Genomic DNA, 22,503 nt, shown 5'->3' with positions numbered 1-22,503 from the left:
GCGGCGGGTCCGTCCCGCCGCGCCGGACCGCCCCGATCCGGTGTTCTCCCTGATCATGGGCGGTTTTACCTTCCCGCGTTGGTAGCCTCGGCCTGGCCGCGCCCTCCCCTTGCCCCTCCATGACCCCGGGCGCGCGCGTTCGCCGATGGAGGCGCGATGGACTTCCTCATGACCCTCATGCTGGGGACGGTGTCCCAGACCGCCTCCCTGCTGATGGAGGGCCGCCAGGTGATCGGGATGCTGGCCGCGGTCCTGGCCGCGATGCTCGCCGCCCAGCTCGGCTGGCACGGCACCGACCGGCTCATCGCCTGGCGCCACCGCCCCGACGAGGACTGACTTCCGGCCCCGCGGGGGGAGGCCGGCGAGAGGTCAGCGGAGGCGGGCCCGCAGGGCGGCGCGCGCGGCGGGCCACTCGGCGTCGGTCATCCCGTAGGTGGCGGTGTCGCGTGTCGAGCCGTCCGGCATGATCCGGTGGTTGCGGTGGATCCCCTCGAACGAGGCCCCGAGCCGCTCGATCGCCCGCCTCGACCGCTCGTTGCGGTGATGGGTGTGCCAGCCGACCCGGATCGCGCCGAGCCCCTCGAACGCCCGCTCCATGAGCAGCAGCTTGGCCTCGGTGTTCATCCCGGTGCGGTGCCAGCGGGCGCCGAGCCACGTCGAGCCGATGCACAGGCCGCGGTGCGCCGGGGCGACCTCGTAGTACGAGGTGGTGCCCGCGACCTCTCCGGTGGCGGCGTCGAGCTGCACCCACGGCACCTGGATCCGGTGCTGGTACGCGTTCAGCGCCTTCTCGACGATCACCCTCATCCCGTCGACGCCGTCCGGCTGGAACGAGCTCAGCCACGTCCAGACGGCCGGGTCCGCGCCCGCCTTGAAGAGGCCCTCGGCGTGGTCGGCGGAGAGCGGCTCCAGCCGTACGCGACGCCCGGTCAGGGCCGGACGGTCGAACCAGGCGTCGTTCATACCGTCCAGTGTATGGATCGGCGGAGGCGCCCCCGCAGGGCCACTCGACGCCCTTTCGCGGAGACCGCTCCCGCCGCGGTGCCCGCGCCGCCGGATAGCATGGCCCGGACGCGACTGGCGCGGTCAAGGTGGATTCACCACCGGGGAGCGAACCACAGTCCGGACACCGCGCGCCTGGGTGGACGGGACCCGAGCCGGGCTCGGTCCTGCGCGGGCCCCTGGCGAATCAGCGCGGAGGTACGGATGACGGCACGGATTCTGGACGGCAAGGCCATCGCGGCGGAGATCCACGCCGACCTCAAGACACGGGTCGCGGCGCTCCGCGAGCGCGGCGTGAACGTGGGCCTCGGCACCGTCCTGGTGGGCGACGACCCCGGCAGCCACGCCTACGTGAACATGAAGCACCGCGACTGCGCCGAGGTCGGCATCGAGAGCATCCGCCGCGACCTGCCCGCGGACGCCACCCAGGACGAGGTCGAGCGAGCCGTCGCCGAGCTGAACGCCGACCCGGCCTGCACCGGCTACCTCGTCCAGCTCCCCCTGCCCAAGGGCCTGGACGAGCAGCGGGTGCTGGAGCGGATCGACCCCCTCAAGGACGCCGACGGCCTGCACCCGATGAGCCTCGGCCGGCTGGTCCTGATGCAGCCCGGCCCGCTGCCGTGCACGCCCAAGGGCATCGTCGACCTGCTGCGCCGCTACGACGTCCCGCTGAAGGGCGCCGAGGTCACCATCGTCGGCCGCGGCATCACCGTCGGCCGCGCCCTCGGGCTGCTGCTGACCCGGCGCAGCGAGAACGCGACCGTCACGCTCTGCCACACCGCCACCCGCGACCTGGCCGCGCACACCCGCGCGGCCGACATCGTGGTGGCCGCGGCCGGCGTCCCCGGCCTGATCACGGCCGACATGGTCAAGCCCGGCGCGGCGGTGCTGGACGTCGGAGTCTCCCGGGTCGACGGCAAGCTCACCGGCGACGTCGCCGCGGACGTCCACGGCGTCGCGGGCTGGGTCGCCCCCAACCCGGGCGGCGTGGGCCCGATGACCCGCGCGACGCTGCTCACCAACGTGGTCGAGGCCGCCGAGAGGGCCGCCGAACCCGCCTAGGCCGCCGCAGCGGGCCGCGCCCGGGGGCGTGGGGGAACACCGAGCGGGGCCGCGCCCTCCTCCAGGCGCGGCCCCGTCGGGTTGGCCGGCGACCGCCCCCGTATTGCGCTGCCGATGGGGGCGATCGCACGATCACATCAGCTGGCCCGCCGCCCTGCCGCGCCGGCCGCCGGGCGGACCGGGCCGGTCACGTGGCCCGGTCCGTGGCCGCCGCCCGGCGGGGGGCCCGTGCGGCGGGCGTCCGGGCGTCCGCCCGGGGCCGGCCGGCCCTCCATCGGCGGACGCCCCTGCTGCGGGACGTGCACCGGTGGCAGCGGCCGGACCAGGCCCATGGCGATGACCTCATTGGCGAGCCGGGTTCGGCGGTTGGCTCCTTCGGGGATGCGGAACTTCTGGTAGAGCCGCAGCAGGTGCTGCTTCACCGCGGCTTCGGTGACGACGAGATCGCCGGCGATCTCCCGGGCGGTGGCGGGTGCGACGAAGGCCTCGTCCGACAGGGCGGGCCTGCACAGCGAGGTCAGCACATCGACCTCGCGGCGGGTCAGTTCGGGTGCGATGGCACGCCGCAGCTCGACGTCCGGATCGACCTCCTCCCGGGGGATGCCCCCCATGCGGCAGCGCGCCGTGCCGAAGCTCACGACGTCACCGTCCTCCAGCACGCGCCGTGCGATCGGCCGGCCGTTGACCCTGGTCCCGTTGCGGGACAGGCCCATGTCCACGACGTAGACGTACGGGCCGCGCCGAATGATCTCTGCGTGCAAACGGGACACACTCGGGTCGTCGAGGCGGATGTCCACTCCTCTCCCTCTTCCGACCGTCGTCACGTCGGGGCGCAACGGCATCACCAGCCCGCTGTCCTCGATCCGCATGAACGGCCCCTCCACGGCAGTCCTCCCAGCTAGTTAGCGACCCCTGTCCAGCGGGTTACCCGGCCGCGTCACCGTCACACCCTCCTACTGGCCGGTAGGAGCGATGACACAAGGGATTCAGTACCCATATGGGGTCCATCGCCATCAGTCGGGCCCCAGCCGTACCGGAGCGCGGATGTCGTCGGGGTTCCTGGATGGCAGTACGGTGGAAGGCCCACGGACCGTCGCTGAGTGGAGCCAGGCATGAGCACCGAGGTGCACCGGCGGCGCCGCAGGGCACCGCGTGGCCGGGGGGCCGCCCCGCACTGGCTGGGCCAGCTCCCCTATCTCATCGTGCTGTCCGGCGTCGCCGGCGGGCTGGTGCTCTGCGCGCTCGCCTACTTCCGCAAGGGGTCGGGGCTGATGGCCGCCGCGCTGCTGTTCGGCGCGCTGGCCCGGCTGCTGCTCCCCGAGTCGCAGCTCGGCCACCTCGCGGTGCGCAGCCGCCCGGTCGACTGCTGGACGCTGGTGATCCTCGGCGAGATGGTCGCCTTCGTCGCGCTGAGCGTGCCGCCGATGAACAAGACGGGCCTGCTGCTCGCCGGCGTGTTCGGGGTGCTCATCGCGCTGGCCCTCGGGGTCCGCGCGGTGCGGTTCCTGCTCGCCGAGCGGCGGGCGGGACGCTCGGGACCCTCCGAAGAACCCGGGTCGTCCGCGGGAACAGGCCAGGTCTAGACCTCAACTTGGCCTCGGCTAGCCTAGCCAGTTGAGCCTTACAAGGACTGCTGGCCGGTGTAGGAAAGGGACAGCAACAGTATGCCCAAGATCAAAGTAGCGGGCCCGGTCGTCGAACTCGACGGCGACGAAATGACGCGGATCATCTGGAAATTCATCAAGGACCAGTTGATCCTGCCCTACCTCGACGTGGACCTGAAGTACTACGACCTGGGGATCGAGCACCGTGACGCCACGGACGACCAGGTCACGATCGACGCCGCCAACGCCATCAAGAAGTACGGCGTCGGTGTGAAGTGCGCCACGATCACCCCGGACGAGGCCCGGGTGGAGGAGTTCGGCCTCAAGAAGATGTGGCGCTCGCCCAACGGGACGATCCGCAACATCCTCGGCGGCGTCATCTTCCGTGAGCCCATCGTGGCCTCCAACATCCCCAAGCTGGTCCCGGGCTGGACCAAGCCGATCATCATCGGCCGGCACGCCCACGGCGACCAGTACCGCGCGACCGACTTCGTCGTGCCGGGCCCGGGCACGGTCACCATGACCTACACCCCGCGGGACGGCTCCGAGCCGATGGAGTTCGAGATCGCCGACTTCCCCGGCGGCGGCGTCGCGATGGGGATGTACAACTACGACGACTCGATCCGCGACTTCGCCCGGACCAGCATGCGCTACGCGCTGAGCCGTGAGATGCCGCTGTACATGTCGACGAAGAACACCATCCTCAAGGCCTACGACGGCCGGTTCAAGGACCTCTTCCAGGAGATCTTCGACGCCGAGTTCAAGGCCGACTTCGAGGCCAAGGGCCTGACCTACGAGCACCGGCTGATCGACGACATGGTCGCCGCCGCGCTCAAGTGGGAGGGCGGCTTCGTCTGGGCGGCCAAGAACTACGACGGCGACGTCCAGTCCGACACCCTCGCCCAGGGCTACGGCTCGCTCGGGCTGATGACCTCGGTGCTGATGACCCCGGACGGCAAGACCGTCGAGGCCGAGGCCGCGCACGGCACGGTGACCCGGCACTACCGGCAGCACCAGCAGGGCAAGCCGACGTCGACCAACCCGATCGCGTCGATCTTCGCCTGGACCCGGGGCCTGGAGCACCGCGGCAAGCTCGACGAGAACCCCCAGCTCGTCGACTTCGCCCGCAAGCTGGAGCAGGTCTGCGTCGAGACCGTCGAGAACGGTCAGATGACCAAGGACCTGGCGCTGCTGGTCGCGCCGGACGCCCCCTGGCTGACCACGCAGGAGTTCCTGGAGGCGCTCGACACCAACCTCCAGAAGAAGATCAACGGCTGATCGTCGGATCACGCCTGATCGTCGTGAGGCCCGCCCGCGTGGGCACTCCAGGCCGCCCTGGTGAATCCGGGGCGGCCTTCGGCGTTCCTTGGAGCGGTCCGACGGGCGGCGGCCAAGCGGCCTCGCCATGCCCGTGTGTGGACCTGGGGGATGCGGCACCGGCGGCGCGCGATAGCCTGGCCGGTGGAGTATCTCGACGACGAGAGAACCGGCGCGGCGGCTCGCCTCCCGGGCGGTCGGGTTCGAGATCGAAGCATGGCCGCCTGAGCCCCGTCAGGTCACAGCAGGAGAAGTGAAGGCATGACTCGCACCCCAGTCAACGTCACCGTCACCGGCGCCGCGGGCCAGATCGGCTACGCGCTGCTGTTCCGCATCGCGTCCGGTCGGCTCCTCGGGGCGGACGTACCCGTCCGGCTGCGCCTGTTGGAGATCCCGCAGGCGGTGAAGGCCGCCGAAGGCACCGCGATGGAGCTGGACGACTGCGCCTTCCCGCTGCTGGCCGGCGTCGACATCTTCGACGACGCCGTCAAGGCGTTCGCGGGCACCAACGTCGCGCTGCTGGTCGGCGCCCGGCCCCGTGCCAAGGGCATGGAGCGCGGCGATCTGCTGGAGGCCAACGGCGGGATCTTCAAGCCGCAGGGCGAGGCGATCAATGCCGGTGCCGCCGACGACATCAAGGTGCTGGTGGTCGGCAACCCGGCCAACACCAATGCGCTCATCGCCCAGTCGCACGCGCCGGACGTCCCGGCCGGGCGGTTCACCGCGATGACCCGCCTCGACCACAATCGCGCCCTCGCGCAGCTCGCGAAGAAGGCCGGCGTGACCGTCGCCGAGATCAAGAAGATGACGATCTGGGGCAACCACTCGGCCACCCAGTACCCCGACATCTTCCACGCCGAGATCGCCGGCAAGAGCGCCGCCGGCACGGTGAACGACCAGGCGTGGCTGGAGAACGACTTCATCCCGACCGTGGCCAAGCGCGGCGCCGCGATCATCGAGGCGCGCGGCGCGTCCTCGGCGGCGTCCGCGGCGTCCGCCGCCATCGACCACGTGCACACCTGGGTGAACGGCACCGCGGACGGCGACTGGACCTCGATGGCCGTGGTGTCCGACGGCTCCTACGGCGTCCCGGAGGGCCTGATCTCCTCGTTCCCGGTCACCACCGCGAACGGCGAATGGAAGATCGTCCAGGGCCTGGAGATCGACGACTTCTCCCGCGCCCGCATCGACGCGTCCGTGGGCGAGCTGTCCGAGGAGCGCGACGCGGTCCGCAAGCTCGGCCTCATCTGACCTCTAGTGTTTTACGGTCCCGGCCCAGGCACTCGCCTGGCGGCTCGTACCTGACCGTGTCCGGGCGGGCGCGGCATCGCTTCGCGATCTGTCCGGTGAGGCTCGCCTCCGGCTTCGCCTCACCGGACAGGTAACGCGCCCGCGCGACGGCTGGGGCATCTGAAACCGGCCCCTCGGCAGGTCCTGGGCGGGCAGCCAGGTCAGCGGACGCGGTGGGCGCCTTCCGCAGGGTCGGCCTCCAGGAAGGCCGGGGCCGTCCAGCCGCGCTTGGCGTACGCGGCGGTGATCGCGTCGCGGACGCGGTCCGCGCGGGCCGCCGCGGTGAGCACGATGACCGAGCCGCCGAAGCCGCCGCCGATCATCCGGCCGCCCCGGCCGCCGGCCCGGAGCGCCGCCTCGACCGCGGTGTCGGCCTCGGGCCAGGAGACCTCGAACTGGTCCCGCAGCGACAGGTGCGAGGCGGTCAGCAGCGCGCCGAGCTCGGCCACGGCGCCCGCCCTGAGCAGCCCGGCGGCGGCCTCCACCCGGTGGTTCTCGGTGACCACGTGCTGCGCGCGGCGGCGCAGCACCGGGTCGCGGAGCGAGGCCAGCGCCCCGGCCAGGTCCGTGACGTCGCGCAGCGCGTCCACGCCGAGCGCCGCCGCGGCCCGCTCGCACTCGTCCCGCCGCCGCGCGTACTCCCCGCCGGCCAGTTCGTGCCCGGCGCGGGTGTCGACGGCCAGCAGCGCGAGTCCGGCGCCGGACGGCGCGAACGGGACCTGTGCGGACAGGCCGCTGCGGCAGTCGAGCAGCAGGGCGTGGCCCGCCGTGCACAGCAGTGACGCGGACTGGTCCATCAGCCCGCAGGGGACGCCCACGTGCTCGTGCTCGGCGCGCTGTGCCAGCCGGGCCAGCTCGGGCCGCGCGATCTGGACCCCGTACAGCTCGCAGAGCGCCAGCGCGGTCGCGCACTCCAGCGCGGCCGAGGAGGACAGCCCGGCGCCCTGCGGCAGGTCGGCGTCGATCAGCAGGGACGCGCCGCCGGTGCCGGACGGCCGCAGCACTCGGGCGACGCCGGCCGGGTAGGCGGCCCAGCGCCGTCCGTCGGGCCAGTCCTCGGCGCTGATCGGGCCGCCGTCCACCGGTGTGCGGACGCCGTCGCCGGCGGCCTGGAGCGAGCGGACGACGAGGACGCCGTCGTCGCGCCGCGCCGCCGCCACCGAGACGCCGAGGGGCAGCGCGAACGGCAGGACGAGGCCGTCGTTGTAGTCGGTGTGCTCGCCGATCAGGTTGAGCCGGCCGGGCGCGTGCCAGACGCCCTCGGGCGGCGCCGCGTACGCCTCGGTGAACGCGGCGGCGAGCGCGGCCGGGTCGGGGCCGGCGGGCGGGGCGGTGCGCGGGGCGGTCATCGGTGCCCGGTCAGCGGGACCGGATGAAGGTCCAGGCGTCGGAGACCATCGCCCGCAGGTCGAGCTCGGGCTTCCAGCCGAGCTCCGTCCTGATCTTGTCGGACGAGGCCACCAGCACCGCCGGGTCGCCGGGCCGGCGCGGGCTCACCGACGCCGGGATCGGGTGGCCGGTCACCTCGCGGCAGACCTCGATCACCTCGCGGACCGAGTAGCCCCGGCCGCTGCCGAGGTTGAAGATCTGGTGGGTGCCGGGCGTGCACGCCTCCAGCGCGAGCCGGTGCGCGTCGCCGAGGTCGACGACGTGGATGTAGTCGCGCAGGCAGGTGCCGTCGGGCGTCGGGTAGTCCTCGCCGAACATCTGCACCGACTCGCGCTCGCCGAGCGCGACCTTGAGCACGTTGGGGATCAGGTGGGTCTCCACGGTGTGCCGCTCGCCCTGCGCCCCGCGCGCGCCCGCGACGTTGAAGTAGCGCAGCGAGACCCCGCCGACGCCGTGCAGCCGGGCGTACTCGGCGAGCGCGGTGTCGATCGCCAGCTTGGACGCGCCGTAGGGGTTGGTGGGCCGGGTCGGGGCCGTCTCCGGGATCGGGGCGGACTCGGGCTCGCCGTAGGTCGCCGCGGTCGAGGAGAACACGATGCGGGCCACGCCCGCGCGGCTCATCGCGTCGAGCAGGGCCAGCGACTCGCCGAGGTTCTTGTCCCAGTACAGGCCGGGCTTCTCGACCGACTCGCCGACCAGGGACTTGGCCGCGAAGTGCAGCACCGCGTCGAAGCCGCCGCCGTCCAGGACGTCGAACGCCTCGTCCCGCAGGGTGCCGCGCACCAGCCGCGCGCCGGCGGGGACCGCGTCCTCGTGCCCGGTGGTGAGGTCGTCGAGCACGACCACCCGGTGCCCGGCCTCCAGGAGCTGGGCCGTGACGACACTGCCGATGTAGCCGGCGCCTCCGGTGACGAGCAGTTTCACGAACGACCTCCAGAATCATGGAACGGTGCAATGCCGGAAACGACCGATCGTGCCGCCGGACGCCCCAGGCTATCCGGAACGGTGAGCGGGGAAGGGTGAACCCATGGACCGGATGTCGCGCGGGGCGCCCCGGCGGGCCGCCCGCCCGCTGGTATGGCTGCTGTCACGGTCGACCGACCTCGTGGTGCGGCTCGCCGGGGGCGATCCGCGCGCGCTGCGCGAGGAGCTCACCGCCGAGCGGATGCGGGCGCTGGTCGCCGAGACCACCGCGCTCCCCGCGGACGAGCGGGCGCTGATCGAGGAGGTGTTCGCGGCGGGGGAGCGTCCGCTGCGCGAGGTCCTGGTGCCGCGCACGGAGGTGGTGTTCCTGGACGCGGCGCTCCCGCTGGCCGCCGCCGCCCGGATCGCCGCGGGCAGCCCGCACTCCCGGTTCCCGGTGTGCCGGGACTCCCACGACGAGGTCATCGGGTTCGTGCACATCCGCGACCTGCTGGTTCCCGAGGTCCCCGACCGGGCCGCCCCGGTCGGGAAGCTGGTGCGGCCGGTGAAGTTCCTGCCGCCGTCGCAGCGGGTGCTGCCGGTGCTGTCGGAGATGCGCAGGGAGCGCTGCCACCTGGCGGTCGTCCTGGACGAGTACGGCGGCACCGCGGGGATCGTCACGCTGGAGGACCTCCTGGAGGAACTGATCGGCGACATCCGGGATGAATATGATGTGCAGGACGCGCAGGCGCGGCGCCTGCACGGTGGGGTGGTCGAGGTCGACGGCCTGCTCAATCTGGACGACTTCGCCGCCGAGACCGGCATCCGGCTGCCCGCCGGGCCCTACGAGACGGTCGCCGGCCACATCATGGCGGCGCTCGGGCAGGTCCCCGCCGAGGGCGACTCGGTGGAGGCCGCGGGCCGCCGCCTCGCGGTCGCCCGGATGGACGGCCGGCGGGTGGCCCGCGTGCGCGTCACGCCGCAGGCGGTGGTGGTGCCGCTCGCGGCGTCCGCCACCTCCACGTCCGCCACCTCCACCGGCGACACCGCCTCGAATGAGGCCTGAGAGAATCGGTCTGTGCACATGTCCGAAGCGTCCAGCCCCAGCAGCCCCGCCAGCGGCACCGCGACCCCGCGCGTGTTCTCCGGCATCCAGCCGACCGCCGGCTCGTTCCATCTCGGCAACTACCTGGGCGCGCTGCGGCAGTGGATCGCCATGCAGGACACGCACGAGGCGTTCTACTGCGTGGTCGACATGCACGCGATCACCGTCGCCTACGACCCGGCCGCGCTGCGGGTCCGGTCCCGGGTGTCGGCGGCGCAGCTGCTGGCGATGGGGCTCGACCAGGACCGTTCGACCCTCTTCCTCCAGAGCCACGTGCCCGAGCACGCCGAGCTGGCGTGGGTGCTGGGCAGCCTCACCGGGTTCGGCGAGGCGGGCCGGATGACCCAGTTCAAGGACAAGTCGGCTAAGCAGGGCACGTCGGGCACGACCGTGGGCCTGTTCACCTATCCGGTGCTCCAGGCCGCCGACATCCTGCTCTACTCGCCCGAGCCGGGGGAGGGCGAGCGCGACCTCCGGGTCCCGGTCGGCGAGGACCAGCGGCAGCACCTGGAGCTGACCCGCACCCTCGCGCAGCGGTTCAACCACCGGTTCGGCGACACCTTCGTGGTGCCCGAGGCGCACATCCCGGCCGGCGCCGCCAAGATCACCGATCTCCAGGACCCGACCGCCAAGATGAGCAAGTCGGCCTCGTCCCCGCAGGGCATCGTGGACGTGCTGGAGGACCCGGGGCCGATGCGCAAGAAGATCATGCGCGCGGTCACCGACACCGGCACCGACGTCCGCTACGACGAGGAGAACAAGGCCGGCGTCACCAACCTGTTGCGCATCTTCTCCGCGCTGGAGGGCACCCCGGTCGCCGATCTGGAGGGCCGCTACGCGGGCACCGGCTACGGCCAGTTCAAGAAGGACCTCGCCCAGGTCGTGCTCGACACGTTCACGCCGATCCGGGAGCGCACGCACAAGCTGCTGGCCGACGAGCAGGAGCTCGACCGGCTCCTGGCCCAGGGCGCGGACCGCGCCTCGCAGGTCGCCGCGCGGACGATGGAGATCGTGCGCGACCGGGTGGGATTCGTGGGACGTGGCCGCTGACCGGGCGGCCCCGGAGCCGGCCCCGGGCGACGGCGCCCGCGACCCGGCGGTACCGGCGCGGGACGGCGCCCGCACGATCGGGGTGGCGATCCCGATCCCCGAGCCGTACGGCCGGCGGCTCCAGCGCCGCCGCGAGTCGTTCGGCGACCCGCTCGCGACCGCGATCCCGACCCACATCACGCTGCTGCCCCCGACGACGGTGGACGGCGCGGCGATGGCCGGGATCGAGGACCACCTGGTCCGGATCGCCCGCACCGAGCGGGCGTTCTGGATCAGGCTGCGCGGCACCGGCACGTTCCGTCCCGTCTCGCCGGTGGTGTTCGTCGCGCTGGCCGACGGGATCGGCGGCTGCGAGCAACTCCAGGCGCGGGTGGCGTCGGGGCCGCTCGTGCGGGAGCCGACCTTCCCCTACCACCCGCACGTGACGATCGCCCACCACCTCCCCGAGGAGGTCATGGACCGGGCGTTCAAGGAGCTCGCCGGGTACCGGGCCGACTTCGAGGTGTGGGGCTTCTCCCTGTACGAGCACGGCCGCGACGGGGTGTGGCGCCCCCAGCGCGACTTCGTGTTCGGTGCCGCGCCGGGCGCGTAACGGCGCCCGTCCGGCCGCCCCGCGCCGCATCGAGTGCGTTCGCCTGGGTACGTTGCGTACATGCCTCAGGTGATCAACGAGGGCCGGCGCCGGGTGGGCGCGCTGACCGAGGCGGCCAAGCGCCTGCTGCGCGCGGCGCGGGCCCGCTGGGGCTGGCTCGACCATCTCGGCCGCGCGTACGGGCGCTACCAGGAACGGCGCGGCGACCGCCTGGCCGCCGCGCTCACCTCGTACGGGTTCCTGTCCTTCTTCCCGCTGCTGGCGCTGGCGTACTCGCTGCTCGGCTACCTGGTCGGGGTGAGCGACGAGGCCCGCGACTACTTCGTCCGGGCGGTCAACTCGCTGCTGCCGGGCCTGTCCGACCAGCTCCAGGTGCAGGAGATCGCCAAGTCCAAGGCCACCGTCGGCCTGGTCGGCCTGGCCGCGCTGCTGTTCACCGGGCTCGGCTGGGTGCAGGTGCTGCGCGAGTCGCTGCGCGACATCTGGGGCAACGAGCCCAACGGAGACGGCAACTTCCTCGTGAAGAAGCTCTGGGACGCCGCGGTGCTGGCCTTCCTCGGCGCGGCGCTCGTGCTCGGCATGGCGGTGACGACGGTCGCCACCTCGACCAGCCATGCCGTGCTCGACCAGGTGGGGCTCGGCTCGGTCCCCGGCGCGGGGACCGGGCTGCGGCTGCTGTCCCTGGCGCTGGCGGTCGGCGTCAACACGGTGATCTTCCTGTTCCTGTTCTCCCGGCTGTCGGGCACCCGCGCGCCGTGGCGGCGGATCGCCAGGGGCGCGCTGTTCGGCGCGGTCGGGTTCGAGATCCTGAAGCAGAGCGCGACGCTGCTGCTCGCCCAGACGACGCGGAACCCCGTGTACGCCTCGTTCGCGGTGCTGGTCGGGCTGATGGTGTGGATCAACTTCGTGTCGCGGTTCCTGCTGTTCGCCGCGGCCTGGACGGCGACCCGCCGGGTCGTCCTGAAGGCCGACGCCGACGCCGCGACCGAGCCTGCGACCGAGCCCGCGGCTGAGTCCGAGCCGGATACCGAGTCTGGGCCGGGGATCGTCGCCGGCCCTGCCGATGCGGGCGTCGCGGGCGAAGGCGGTCAGGGCGGGGCCTCGCGGGTCACGGGACCGACGGAACCGGCCGGCCGCACCGGCTGACCGGCCCTACCCTCCTCCAGCTCTACTGGTCGTACGGGTTGTCGGGCGAGGCGTCGGCGGGCGGACGGGGTGCCCGCCCCGCCGCCGCGCCGGCCGGGGCGACGTAGCCGCCGCGCCGGCGCCGTCGCAGCACCAGGAACAGGGCCCCCACGCCGAGGACGGCCCCCACCGCGCCGCCGCCCAGCAGCGCCCAGCCCCGGATGGAGTCGTCCGGAGTCAGCGGGTTGGTGGGCAGCAGGCTGTTGGACCGGTCGTTCCCGGCCTTGCCGGTGTCGGTGCCGTTCGCGTTGTCGCCGGGCGGGACCAGCGTGCCGACCGGCTTGACCTTGCCGCGCGCCGCGAACCCCCAGTCGAGCAGCTTGGCGGCGTACGCGGACGGCGGCTTGTCGGCGCGCATCAGCGAGATGATGATCGTGTGCTCGCCGCGTTTGGCGGCGGCCACGTAGGTCTGCCCGGCGGTGACCGTGTAGCCGTTCTTGCCGCCGAGCATGCCGTCGTACTCCTGCGCCTGCCCGGCCAGCATCCGGTTGTGGGTGTGGATCGGGTAGCCGCCGGTCTTCTTGCCCTTCTTGCGCTGCTTCTTGGTCGGCGGCGCCGGGAAGAAGAAGTCGATGGCCTGCACGTACTTGCGGTACTCAGGGTTCTTCATGCCCTCCCGCAGGATCAGCGCCAGGTCGTAGGACGAGGTGTGCTGGGTGCGGATGTTCAGCCCGCGGTCCTTGTCGAGCCCGTCGGGCGAGCCGGCCAGGGTGTCGTGCGCGTTCAGCCGCCCGGCCTCGGCGTTCATGTCGGCCAGGGTCTTCTTCATGCCGCCGTCGGCCTCGGCCAGCGCCACCGCCGCGTCGTTGGCCGACATCATCATCAGCGCGTGGAACAGGTCGGAGACCTTGTACTGCATCTTGGGGGTCAGCCCGACCTTGGTGCCCTCGACGTCGCACGCCTTCTGGGAGGGCCGGACGAGCCGCCCGGCGTCCAGCTTGGGGACCAGGGTCAGCGCGGTGAGGGTCTTCAGCGTGCTCGCCGAGAGGTAGCGGCCGTGCGGGTCCTTGGCCGCGAGCACCTGGCCGGTGTCGCCGTCGGAGATGAGGTAGGACGCGGCCTTGATCTTGGGCGGGGCGGGGACGCCCGGCTCCTGGTTGACGACCATCCCCCTGCCGCCGAGCTGCGGGCCGCCGACCGGGTCGGTGGGCGGCGCGTTCTGCGCCCCGCTGCCGGCGGCGCGCGGTCCGGCGGCCTGGGATGCGGCGGCATGGGCCGTCCCGGCGGGGGTGACCAGGGAAGCCGCGACCAGCGGCACGGAGAGCGCGGCGGAGGCGCGGCGAACGGTGCTCATGACCTTCCGAAGACTAGGCGACGTATCCGGAGAACAGGTACCCCCGGCGAAAGACGGCGACGCATGGGACGGACGGGACTCACGGTGCGTAAGGGGTGAACGGCGGGTCTCACCCTCCGTTATTGGGGAGAATTTTGGACGGACTGACTAGTCTGTTTGAGGGGGGCCGCCGGGGTGAACCCTGACCGAAAGGTGGGGCCGGACGCGTTCGTCCCCCGCCCGTACGGGTCAAATGATCCGCAAAGGGCAGAGGAGCCCGGCAGGCGGCCTGCGCGGGGAGTCATCATGGGGGCTACGTGACCCTGGATCGGCGTTCGTCCAGGCTTGGTGACCGGCTGGCCGAATCGCGCCACGTGCCACGCAACGACCTGCAAGGATTGTGGACGGAGGTTGGCCGTGGCCATTGACTTCAACGCATCCCGCGGGGCGACGCTGGGCGTCGAGTGGGAGATCCAGCTCGTCGACACCGGCACCAGGCACCTGCGGCAGGACGCGCGCGAGGTGCTCGCGTCGCTGCCCGCGCTCACCGAGGGCGCCGGGTTCGCCAAGGTCCGGCATGAGCTGATGGAGTCGACGGTCGAGGTGGTGACCGATATCAGTCACACCGTGGGCGAGGCCAAGCGCGACCTGGCCGGCACGCTCGGCGCGCTGCGGACCGCCGCCGCCGAGCGCGACATCACGCTGGCCTGCATGGGCACCCACCCCATCAGCGACTGGCGCGACGCGGTGATGGCGCCGGTGCAGCGCTACGCCGACCTGATCGAGCAGATGCAGTGGCTGGCCCGCCGCATCCAGACGTTCGGCGTGCACGTGCACGTGGGCATCACCGACGTGGCCAAGGCGATCCCGATCGTCAACGCCCTGTCGGCCTACCTCCCGCACTTCCTCGCGCTGACCGCGTCGAGCCCGTTCTGGAGCGGCGCCGACACCGGGCTGGCCTCCAGCCGGGCCGTCGTCTTCGGTCAGCTCCCGACGGCCGGACCTCCCCACTCGTTGGACGACTGGGCGGCCTTCGAGGATTACATGGCCACCCTGATGCGTGCGGGAACCATCCGCACCATCAAGGAGGTCTGGTGGGACATCCGCCCGCATCCCGACTTCGGCACCATCGAGATCAGGATGTTCGACGGCATTCCCACGCTGCGCGAGGTGGGCATGGCCGCCGCGCTCTGCCAGAGCCTCGTCACGCTGTTCGACCAGCAGCTCGACCGCGGCTACACGCTGCCGCGGCCGGCCGCCTGGGTGGTCCGCGACAACAAGTGGCGCGCCACCAGGTACGGGCTCGACGCCACCGTCATCACCGACGACACCGGCAGCACCGCCCCGCTCCGCGACGATCTCTACGAGCTGATCCGGGAGCTGGAGCCGGTGGCCGACCGGCTCGGCTGCGCCGAGGAGCTCAAGGTCGCGAGCGAGGTGCTCGCGCACGGGGCGCCGTACGAACGCCAGCGCGCGATCCGCGCCGAGGGCGGGACGCTGGAGAACGTGGTCGACGCCGCCGTCGCCGAGCTCGCACAGGACAGATTCGTCACGCTGGGGGAGGTCGCCCATGCCGGACCCTGAGAAGCCGGCCGGCCCGCCCGGCGACAACACCAGAGGGCAGACCATCCGGCGGGCGCCGTCCGGCCCCGCCATCGCGCAGGGGGCGCACATGACATATCAGGGGCCCGGGGTGATGCCCGGACTCGACCGACCGGCCGCCCCGGCATCGGCGCGGCGGGACGAGCGGGGCGCGGCGCTTCAGCCGCAGCTCGACGCGTTCCTGCGCCGGCACGAGGACGAGCTGATCGCGTTCCGCCGCGACCTGCACCGGCATCCGGAGCTGGGGTACGCCGAGCACCGCACCACGCGGCTGGTCGTCGAGCGGCTCACCGCGGCCGGCCTCCGGCCGCGGGTGCTGCCGCGCGGCACCGGCCTGTTCTGCGACGTCGGTCCCGAGGAGGGGCCGACCATCGCGCTGCGTGCCGACATCGACGCACTGCCGTTGCAGGACGAGAAGGAGAACGTCCCGTACCGCTCGACGGTGCCGGGCGTGGCGCACGCCTGCGGGCACGACGTGCACACCGTGATGGTGCTGGGCGCCGGGCTGTTCCTGGCGCAGCAGGCGGCGGCGGGGCTGCTCCCGGGCCGGGTGCGGCTGCTGTTCCAGCCCGCCGAGGAGACCCCGGGCGGCGCACTGGACGTGATCGCGGCCGGCGGCATCGCCGGCGTCGACCGCGCGTTCGCGCTGCACTGCGACCCGCGCAACGAGGTGGGGCGGCTCGGCCTGCGCAGCGGGCCGATCACCGCGGCCTGCGACAAGGTGTACGTGAAGGTGACCGGGCCCGGCGGGCACACCGCCCGGCCGCACCTGACCGCCGACCTGGTCTACGCGCTCGCCAAGATCGTCACCGAGCTGCCCTCGGCGCTGTCCCGGCGGGTCGACCCGCGCTCCAGCCTGTCGCTGGTGTGGGGGCGGGTGTCGGCCGGGTCGGTCGCCAACGCCATCCCCGACGACGGCATCGCCGAGGGGACGGTGCGCTGCCTCGACGACGAGGCGTGGCACCGCGCGCCGGACATGATGAAGTCGCTGCTCCAGTCGGTCGCCGCCGCCTACGACGTGGAGGCGACGCTGGAGTACGTCCGGGGGGTGCCGCCCACGGTGAACGACCCCGCGAGCGTGCAGATGTTCCGCGACGCCGCGACGCAGGTCATCGGTGAGGAGGGCGTGGTCCCGACCCCGCAGAGCCTCGGTGGTGAGGACTTCGGCTGGTACCTGGAGTCGATCCCGGGGGCGCTGGCCCGGCTCGGTGTGCGCACGCCCGGATCGCCCGCCGAGTACGACCTGCACCGCGGCGACTTCGACGTCGACGAGCGGTGCGTCGGGGTCGGCATCCGGGTGCTGACCGCCACGGCGCTCACCGCGCTGTGGGACGGCGGCCGTCCGGCCGAGCCCGAGCCGATGGAGGGCGCCGCCCTCGCCTGATCCGCGCCGTCCGCCCCGCCGGGGCCGGCCGCCCACCCGAGATCGATCACATGCGGTGACGCTTCACACGCTGACCTGTGGCGATAAGCGTACGCATTGGTAACGGACGCGTTGCGAAACGGTGCACCCTGGGGTGTTTCCTGCCGTTCCCGAGATAACGTCCCATCGATTTCAGTGGCCCGCCATGGGCCGCTATGCCCGTTCAGGTGGGACCGGAAGGAGCGCTCTCTTGCGCCGTGGACTGAAGATCTCGCTCGTCGGTGTGACGGGCGCAGCGCTGGTGCTCAGCGCCTCCGGCTGCGGTGGCAAGAAGGCCGCTGACGACGGCGGCGGCGCGGACGGCAAGAAGACCGTCAAGGTGGGGCTGGCCTTCGACATCGGCGGTCGTGGCGACCAGTCGTTCAACGACTCGGCGGCGGCCGGGCTCGACAAGGCCAAGAAGGACCTGAACGTCCAGACCAAGGAGATCTCCGCCAAGCCCGACGAGCCGGACGCCGACAAGGAGTCGCGGCTGCGCCTGATGGCCAACGAGGGCTACAAGATGATCATCGGGGTGGGATTCGCCTACACCGCCTCGGTGATCAAGGTCGCCAAGGACTTCCCGGACACCAAGTTCCTGGTCGTGGACGCCGACCAGTGCAAGGTCGAGGGCCCGAACGTGCTCGGCGCGTGCTTCGCCGAGGCGCAGGGCTCCTACCTGGTCGGCGCCGCCGCCGCGCTGAAGTCCAAGACCGGCACGATCGGCTTCATCGGCGGCGTGAACGTGCCGCTGATCCAGCGGTTCCAGGCCGGGTACGAGGCGGGCGCCAAGAAGGCCAAGCCGGGCATCAAGATCCTGCCGGCCAAGTACCTGACCCAGCCGCCGAACTTCGACGGGTTCAAGAACCCGGCGCTCGGCACCGAGGCGGCCAAGGGCCAGCTCGACGGCGGCGCCGACGTGATCTTCCACGCCGCGGGCGGCGCCGGCATCGGCGTCATCAACACCGTCGGCGGGGCCAAGAAGTGGGCCATCGGCGTCGACTCCGACCAGTACAACCTGCCGGCCGTGCAGGGCGTGAAGGAGCAGATCCTCACCTCCATGGTGAAGCGGGTCGACTCGTCGGTGCTCGACTTCGTCGAGGGCGTCGGGAACGGCACCTTCAAGGCCGGCACCAAGAAGTACGACCTGGCCAACGACGGCGTCGGCTACTCGGTGTCGGGCGGCAAGATCGACGACATCAAGGCCAAGCTGGACGAGCTGAAGGCCGGGATCGTGGCCGGCAAGATCGAGGTTCCGACCGGGTCCTGACCTCGCGCCGTACTGCGTGACCGGGGCGCCGCCGTGGCGACGGCGGCGCCCCGGACCGGCCGTCGGGAGGCGGGCCGGTCGGCCGGTCGGCCGGGAGCGCGGTACTCCGAGACAGCGGGGCAGCGGGTAGTCCGAAGCGGGAGGGGCCACACGTGCCTGAGCAGATGCCGGCCGTCCGGCTGACATCGATCACCAAGCGGTTTCCCGGCGTGGTGGCCAACCACGACGTCGACCTCACCATCGAGCGCGGCGAGGTGCACGCGCTGTGCGGGGAGAACGGTGCCGGCAAGTCCACCCTGATGAAGATCCTTTACGGGATGCAGCGGCCGGACGAGGGCACCATCGAGATCGACGGCGCCAAGGCGGTGCTCCGCACCCCCGCCGACGCGATCGCGCGCGGGATCGGGATGGTGCACCAGCACTTCAAGCTGGCCGACAACCTGACGGTGCTGGAGAACGTGATCCTCGGCGCCGAGCCGCGGCGCGGGTTCCGGATCGACTTCGCCGCCGCCCGCGCGAGGATCCGCGAGATGTCGGAGGCGTACGGGCTGCGCGTCGACCCCGACGTGCTGGTCGAGACGCTCGGCGTCGGCGACCGGCAGCGGGTCGAGATCCTCAAGGTGCTGTTCCGCGGCGCCCGGGTGCTGATCCTGGACGAGCCCACCGCGGTGCTCGTCCCGCAGGAGGTCGACGAGCTGTTCGGCAACCTGCGGGAGCTGCGCGCCGAAGGCCTCACCGTGCTATTCATCTCGCACAAGCTCGACGAGGTGCTGTCGGTCGCCGACACCATCTCGGTGATCAGGCGCGGCACCACCGTCGCCACCCGGCTGGACCCGGGGCAGATCACCTCGGGACGGCTGGCCGAGCTGATGGTCGGCTCCGAGCTGCCCAAGCCGGAGCTGCGCGAGTCCACCGTGACCGACGACGTGCAGCTCGACATCGGCGGCCTGAGCGTGCTGACCGCCGAGGGCCGTCCGGTCGTGGACGGGGTGTCGCTGCGCATCCGGCGCGGCGAGATCGTCGGTCTGGCCGGGGTCGAGGGCAACGGGCAGAGCGAGCTGATCGAGGCGATCATGGGGATCCGCGGCGCGGACGCCGGGACGATCACCTATGGCGAGCACGACATCACCGGCTGGACGACCCGGCGCCGCCGCGAGGCCGGGATCGCCTACATCCCCGAGGACCGGCACCGGCACGGGCTGGTGCTGGAGGGCAGCCTCTGGGAGAACCGGATGCTGGGCCACCAGACCCAGCGGCCGAACGTGCGCGGCCCGTGGGTCGACCGGCGCGGCGCGCGGCGCGACACCACCCGGATCGTCCGCGACTACGACGTGCGCACCCCCGGGATCGAGGTGCCGGCCGCGGCGCTGTCGGGCGGCAACCAGCAGAAGCTCATCGTGGGCCGGGAGATGTCCGGCGACCCGCGGCTGCTGATCGCCGCCCATCCCACCCGCGGCATCGACGTGGGCGCCCAGGCCGCCATCTGGGAGTACCTGCGGCTGGCCCGCGCGAGCGGGCTGGCCGTGCTGCTGATCAGCGCCGATCTTGAGGAACTCATCGGTATGTCCGACACCCTGCACGTGATCCTGCGCGGGCGGCTGGTCGCGGAGGTCGACCCGGGGACGGTCACCCCCGAGCAGCTCGGCTCCGCCATGACCGGCGCGGGAGACACCCCATGAGCGACCCGAAGGAACCCCGGGACGAGAAGGACCCGAGGGACGAGCGGGAGCCGGGCGACACGGCGGGCCCCGCCGCGTCGAAGGACTCCGGCGTCGCGAAGGACTCCGGTGTCGCGAAGGACTCCGGTGTCGCGAAGGACGCTGTGCCCGACCTGGGCGAGGCCGGGCCCGGCGTGCCCGCGCCGCGCGGGCCGGAGCCCGGCGAGACCGACCCGGCCGAGCCCGGCGATCCGTCCGGGCCCGCCGAGGTGCCGGCGTGGAAGGCGGTGCTCCAGGGGCTCGGGCCGCGCGGGCTCGGCCTGAAGATCGGCGCGCCGGTGCTGGCGCTGCTGATCTCCCTGGCCATCACGATGCTGCTGCTGCGGGTCACCGGCGCCGACCCGGTCAGCTCGATCCAGAGCATGGTCAGCTTCGGCACCACCGAGAACTCCCTGGTCGACATCGTCAACCGGGCGACGCGGTACTACCTGTCGGCGGTCGCGGTCGCGATCGGGTTCCGGATGGCGCTGCTCAACATCGGCGTGGACGGGCAGTACCGGCTGGCGGCGATGCTGTCGGCGGCGCTCGGCGGCGCGCTGACGCTGCCCGCCCCGTTCGGCCAGCTCCTGGTGATCGTGGCGGCGATGCTGGTCGGCGGGCTGTGGGCCGCGATCGCGGGCGTACTGAAGGTCACCCGCGGGGTCAGCGAGGTGCTGTCCACGATCATGCTGAACGCGATCGCGACCGGGCTGATCGCCTACCTGCTGAACGACAAGCGGCTGGCCGAGGTGCGGCCGGGCAGCAACAACGTGGCGACCCCGCCGATCCCCAAGTCCGGCCAGGTCGGCGACCTGAACGGGGTGCTGTCGGCGGTGGGGCTCGACCTGCCCGGCCGGCTGTACGGGCTGCTGCCGCTGGCGATCGTGGTCGGCGTGGTGTTCTGGGTGGTGATCAACCACACCCGGTTCGGGTTCGACATGAGGGTGTCGGGGCTGTCGCCGACGGCGGCGCAGGCCAGCGGGGTCAGCGCGCGCCGGATGGTGGTCGTCACGATGGTGGCGTCCGGCGCGGTGGCCGGGCTGATCGGGATGCCCGAGCTGCTCGGCGCCTCGCACGAGTACTCGCTGAACTTCCCGGCCGGGCTCGGCTTCACCGGCATCACGGTGGCGCTGCTCGGCCGCAACCATCCGGTGGGCATCGCGCTGGCGGCGCTGCTGTTCGCCTTCCTCGACCAGACCTCCGACGTGCTCCAGGAGGTCGATGTGCCCAAGGAGATCGTCGGGGTGATGCAGGGCGTGGTCGTACTGACCGTCGTCATCGTCTACGAGCTGGTGCGGCGCTGGGAGATCCGGCTCCAGCAGCGGGCCGTGGCGGTCGAGCTGGCCACCGGACACGACCTGGCACGGGAGGCGGGATGAGCACGGTCACCACGGCCGCGGGCAAGGCCAAGGCGCTGACCACGGGCCGCCGGCTCCGCTGGCCGCACCACCTGCTGATCGCGGCGGCGCTGCTGGTGCTGCTGTCGCTGGTCCGGCTGATCGATGACGCGAACGACGTGACGTCCAGCGGGACGGTCGGCGCGACGCTGCGGCTCGCGGTGCCGATCTTCCTGGCCGGGCTGGGCGGGCTGTGGGCGGAGCGGTCGGGCGTCATCAACATCGGCCTCGAGGGCATGATGATCCTCGGGACCTGGTCGGGCGCCTGGGCCGGCTACCAGTGGGGCCCGTGGGCCGGGGTGGCCGCCGGGATCGCCGGTGGCGCGCTCGGCGGGCTGCTGCACGCCGTCGCGACCGTGTCGTTCGGCGTCGACCACATCGTCTCCGGTGTCGCGATCAACATCCTCGGTCTCGGGCTGACCCAGTTCCTGGCCGGGCTGATCTTCGACACCGGTGCGGCGAAGGCGCTGGGCGGCGGGCCGCGGCAGTCCCCGCCGGTCGATCCGATCAGCACGCTGACGCTGCCGGTGCTGTCCGGCGGCGAGATCTTCGGGTGGCGGAGCCCGGACTGGCTCGGCTCGGTCGAGCGGCACCACTGGTTCCTGGCGTCGGACCTGGCGGGCGTGCTGCGCGGGCTGACCAGCGGGATGTCGCTGCTGACGCTGGTCGCGCTGCTGCTGGTCCCGCTGACCTTCTTCGTGCTGTGGCGCACCGCGTTCGGGCTGCGGATCCGGTCGTGCGGCGAGGACCCGTACGCGGCCGAGTCGCTGGGCGTGCCGGTCTATCGGATGAAGTATCTGGCGGTGACGATCTCCGGTGCGTTCTCCGGGCTGGCCGGGGCGTTCCTGGTCACGGTCGCCGCCCCGCTGTACCAGGACGGGCAGACCGGCGGACGCGGCTTCATCGGCCTGGCCGCGATGATCTTCGGTAACTGGCGTCCGGGCGGGCTCGCCGCCGGATCGCTGCTGTTCGGTTACACCGACGCGATGAACGTGCGCGGCGGAGGCCAGGCGGTGCACGCGCTGCTGCTGTTCGTGACCGTCCTGCTGGTCGCCGTCGCGATCTGGCAGCTCGTCCGGGGCAACCGGATGCGCCCGCTGGTGACCACCGACGTGGAGCGCCGCGCGGTCCGCAACGCGTTCGTCGGCGGCGCGCTGTCGGTGGTGTTCGCCGCCGCGTTGCTGGCGTGGTTCCTGAGCAGCGACGTGGTGCCCGGCGAGCTGGTGTCGTTCACCCCGCACCTGACCACGCTGCTGGTGCTGGCGCTCGCCAGCCAGCGGCTGCGGATGCCGGCCGCCAACGGGATCCAGTACCGGCGCGGCGAGTCGCGCTGATCGGGCGATGGCCCGGGACGGGCCGGACG

Annotated in this window: 20 protein-coding genes and 1 riboswitch; of the genes, 15 read left to right on the top strand and 5 right to left on the bottom strand. The window is 72.4% G+C overall.

The window, feature by feature from the left end; translation table 11 throughout:
- Window positions 1–156 precede the first annotated feature (156 nt).
- A complete protein-coding gene (locus QP090_RS28760; protein WP_285942591.1) occupies window positions 157–336 on the top strand; it encodes a hypothetical protein in 180 nt (59 codons plus the stop codon).
- A 33-nt stretch (window positions 337–369) separates the two neighbouring features.
- On the opposite strand, the gene QP090_RS28755 is transcribed toward QP090_RS28760, so the two are convergent.
- Window positions 370–963, bottom strand: coding sequence for a GNAT family N-acetyltransferase (locus tag QP090_RS28755; protein WP_285942590.1), 594 nt, complete (start codon window positions 961–963; stop codon window positions 370–372).
- A 100-nt stretch (window positions 964–1,063) separates the two neighbouring features.
- A riboswitch (ZMP/ZTP riboswitch) is annotated at window positions 1,064–1,150 on the top strand.
- Window positions 1,151–1,206: 56 nt separating this feature from the next.
- Here QP090_RS28755 and QP090_RS28750 point away from each other — a divergent pair.
- Complete coding sequence (locus tag QP090_RS28750; protein ID WP_285942589.1) at window positions 1,207–2,064, top strand: bifunctional methylenetetrahydrofolate dehydrogenase/methenyltetrahydrofolate cyclohydrolase; 858 nt, start codon at window positions 1,207–1,209, stop codon at window positions 2,062–2,064.
- Between the two features lie 137 nt (window positions 2,065–2,201).
- Here QP090_RS28750 and QP090_RS28745 read toward each other — a convergent pair whose 3' ends face one another.
- Window positions 2,202–2,906: an FHA domain-containing protein gene (locus QP090_RS28745; RefSeq protein ID WP_432763088.1), complete on the bottom strand. Its 705-nt coding sequence runs from the start codon at window positions 2,904–2,906 to the stop codon at window positions 2,202–2,204.
- Between the two features lie 270 nt (window positions 2,907–3,176).
- Here QP090_RS28745 and QP090_RS28740 point away from each other — a divergent pair, with 270 nt between their 5' ends.
- From QP090_RS28740 to QP090_RS28730, 3 genes are all read left to right on the top strand, one after another.
- Window positions 3,177–3,647, top strand: a complete 471-nt coding sequence (locus QP090_RS28740; protein WP_285942587.1) for a DUF3017 domain-containing protein — start codon at window positions 3,177–3,179, stop codon at window positions 3,645–3,647.
- A gap of 81 nt (window positions 3,648–3,728) precedes the next feature.
- Window positions 3,729–4,946, top strand: coding sequence for an NADP-dependent isocitrate dehydrogenase (locus QP090_RS28735; RefSeq protein ID WP_285942586.1), 1,218 nt, complete (start codon window positions 3,729–3,731; stop codon window positions 4,944–4,946).
- A gap of 300 nt (window positions 4,947–5,246) precedes the next feature.
- Window positions 5,247–6,236 carry a malate dehydrogenase gene (locus QP090_RS28730; protein WP_285942585.1) on the top strand — a complete coding sequence of 330 codons (990 nt, stop codon included), beginning with the start codon at window positions 5,247–5,249 and terminating at the stop codon, window positions 6,234–6,236.
- 200 nt (window positions 6,237–6,436) lie between these two features.
- On the opposite strand, the gene galK is transcribed toward QP090_RS28730, so the two are convergent.
- Both galK and galE read right to left on the bottom strand, forming a co-directional pair.
- Window positions 6,437–7,624, bottom strand: coding sequence for a galactokinase (gene galK, locus QP090_RS28725; RefSeq protein WP_285942584.1), 1,188 nt, complete (start codon window positions 7,622–7,624; stop codon window positions 6,437–6,439).
- Between the two features lie 10 nt (window positions 7,625–7,634).
- Window positions 7,635–8,588: a UDP-glucose 4-epimerase GalE gene (gene galE / locus QP090_RS28720; RefSeq protein ID WP_285942583.1), complete on the bottom strand. Its 954-nt coding sequence runs from the start codon at window positions 8,586–8,588 to the stop codon at window positions 7,635–7,637.
- Window positions 8,589–8,691: 103 nt separating this feature from the next.
- On the opposite strand from galE, the gene QP090_RS28715 reads away from it, so the two are divergent.
- From QP090_RS28715 to QP090_RS28700, 4 genes are read left to right on the top strand one after another with little or no spacing between them, the layout of a single operon-like run.
- Window positions 8,692–9,633 (top strand): hemolysin family protein, encoded by a 942-nt coding sequence (locus QP090_RS28715; protein WP_285942582.1) that lies wholly within the window; start codon window positions 8,692–8,694, stop codon window positions 9,631–9,633.
- An 18-nt stretch (window positions 9,634–9,651) separates the two neighbouring features.
- Complete coding sequence (gene trpS, locus QP090_RS28710) at window positions 9,652–10,722, top strand: tryptophan--tRNA ligase (RefSeq protein WP_285942824.1); 1,071 nt, start codon at window positions 9,652–9,654, stop codon at window positions 10,720–10,722.
- Entirely contained in the window at window positions 10,712–11,314 is a 603-nt protein-coding gene (locus tag QP090_RS28705) for a 2'-5' RNA ligase family protein (protein WP_285942581.1), read from the top strand. The genes trpS and QP090_RS28705 overlap by 11 nt, the downstream gene beginning before the upstream one ends.
- A gap of 60 nt (window positions 11,315–11,374) precedes the next feature.
- The gene (locus QP090_RS28700; protein ID WP_285942580.1) at window positions 11,375–12,460 is read left to right on the top strand and encodes a YihY/virulence factor BrkB family protein; all 1,086 of its coding nucleotides are present in this window, start codon (window positions 11,375–11,377) and stop codon (window positions 12,458–12,460) included.
- Between the two features lie 22 nt (window positions 12,461–12,482).
- On the opposite strand, the gene QP090_RS28695 is transcribed toward QP090_RS28700, so the two are convergent.
- Window positions 12,483–13,793, bottom strand: a complete 1,311-nt coding sequence (locus tag QP090_RS28695) for a D-alanyl-D-alanine carboxypeptidase family protein (RefSeq protein ID WP_285942579.1) — start codon at window positions 13,791–13,793, stop codon at window positions 12,483–12,485.
- Between the two features lie 396 nt (window positions 13,794–14,189).
- Here QP090_RS28695 and QP090_RS28690 point away from each other — a divergent pair, with 396 nt between their 5' ends.
- The 6 genes from QP090_RS28690 (at window position 14,190) to QP090_RS28665 (ending at window position 22,474) form a co-directional block, all read left to right on the top strand.
- Entirely contained in the window at window positions 14,190–15,356 is a 1,167-nt protein-coding gene (locus QP090_RS28690) for a glutamate--cysteine ligase (protein WP_285942578.1), read from the top strand.
- Window positions 15,357–15,468: 112 nt separating this feature from the next.
- On the top strand, window positions 15,469–16,758 hold the full coding sequence (locus tag QP090_RS28685; protein WP_285942823.1) for a M20 family metallopeptidase: 1,290 nt from the start codon (window positions 15,469–15,471) through the stop codon (window positions 16,756–16,758).
- A 229-nt stretch (window positions 16,759–16,987) separates the two neighbouring features.
- A complete protein-coding gene (locus tag QP090_RS28680) occupies window positions 16,988–18,046 on the top strand; it encodes a BMP family lipoprotein (protein ID WP_285942577.1) in 1,059 nt (352 codons plus the stop codon).
- Between the two features lie 164 nt (window positions 18,047–18,210).
- Window positions 18,211–19,725 (top strand): ABC transporter ATP-binding protein, encoded by a 1,515-nt coding sequence (locus tag QP090_RS28675; RefSeq protein ID WP_285942822.1) that lies wholly within the window; start codon window positions 18,211–18,213, stop codon window positions 19,723–19,725.
- Window positions 19,722–21,122, top strand: a complete 1,401-nt coding sequence (locus tag QP090_RS28670; RefSeq protein ID WP_285942576.1) for an ABC transporter permease subunit — start codon at window positions 19,722–19,724, stop codon at window positions 21,120–21,122. The genes QP090_RS28675 and QP090_RS28670 overlap by 4 nt, the downstream gene beginning before the upstream one ends.
- Window positions 21,119–22,474, top strand: coding sequence for an ABC transporter permease (locus QP090_RS28665; protein ID WP_285942575.1), 1,356 nt, complete (start codon window positions 21,119–21,121; stop codon window positions 22,472–22,474). The genes QP090_RS28670 and QP090_RS28665 overlap by 4 nt, the downstream gene beginning before the upstream one ends.
- Window positions 22,475–22,503 lie beyond the last annotated feature (29 nt).

It is taken from the genome of Actinomadura xylanilytica, assembly GCF_030283145.1.
In the GTDB taxonomy this organism is placed as follows: domain Bacteria; phylum Actinomycetota; class Actinomycetes; order Streptosporangiales; family Streptosporangiaceae; genus Spirillospora; species Spirillospora xylanilytica.
This window is presented reverse-complemented; position numbering and strand designations above follow the sequence as displayed.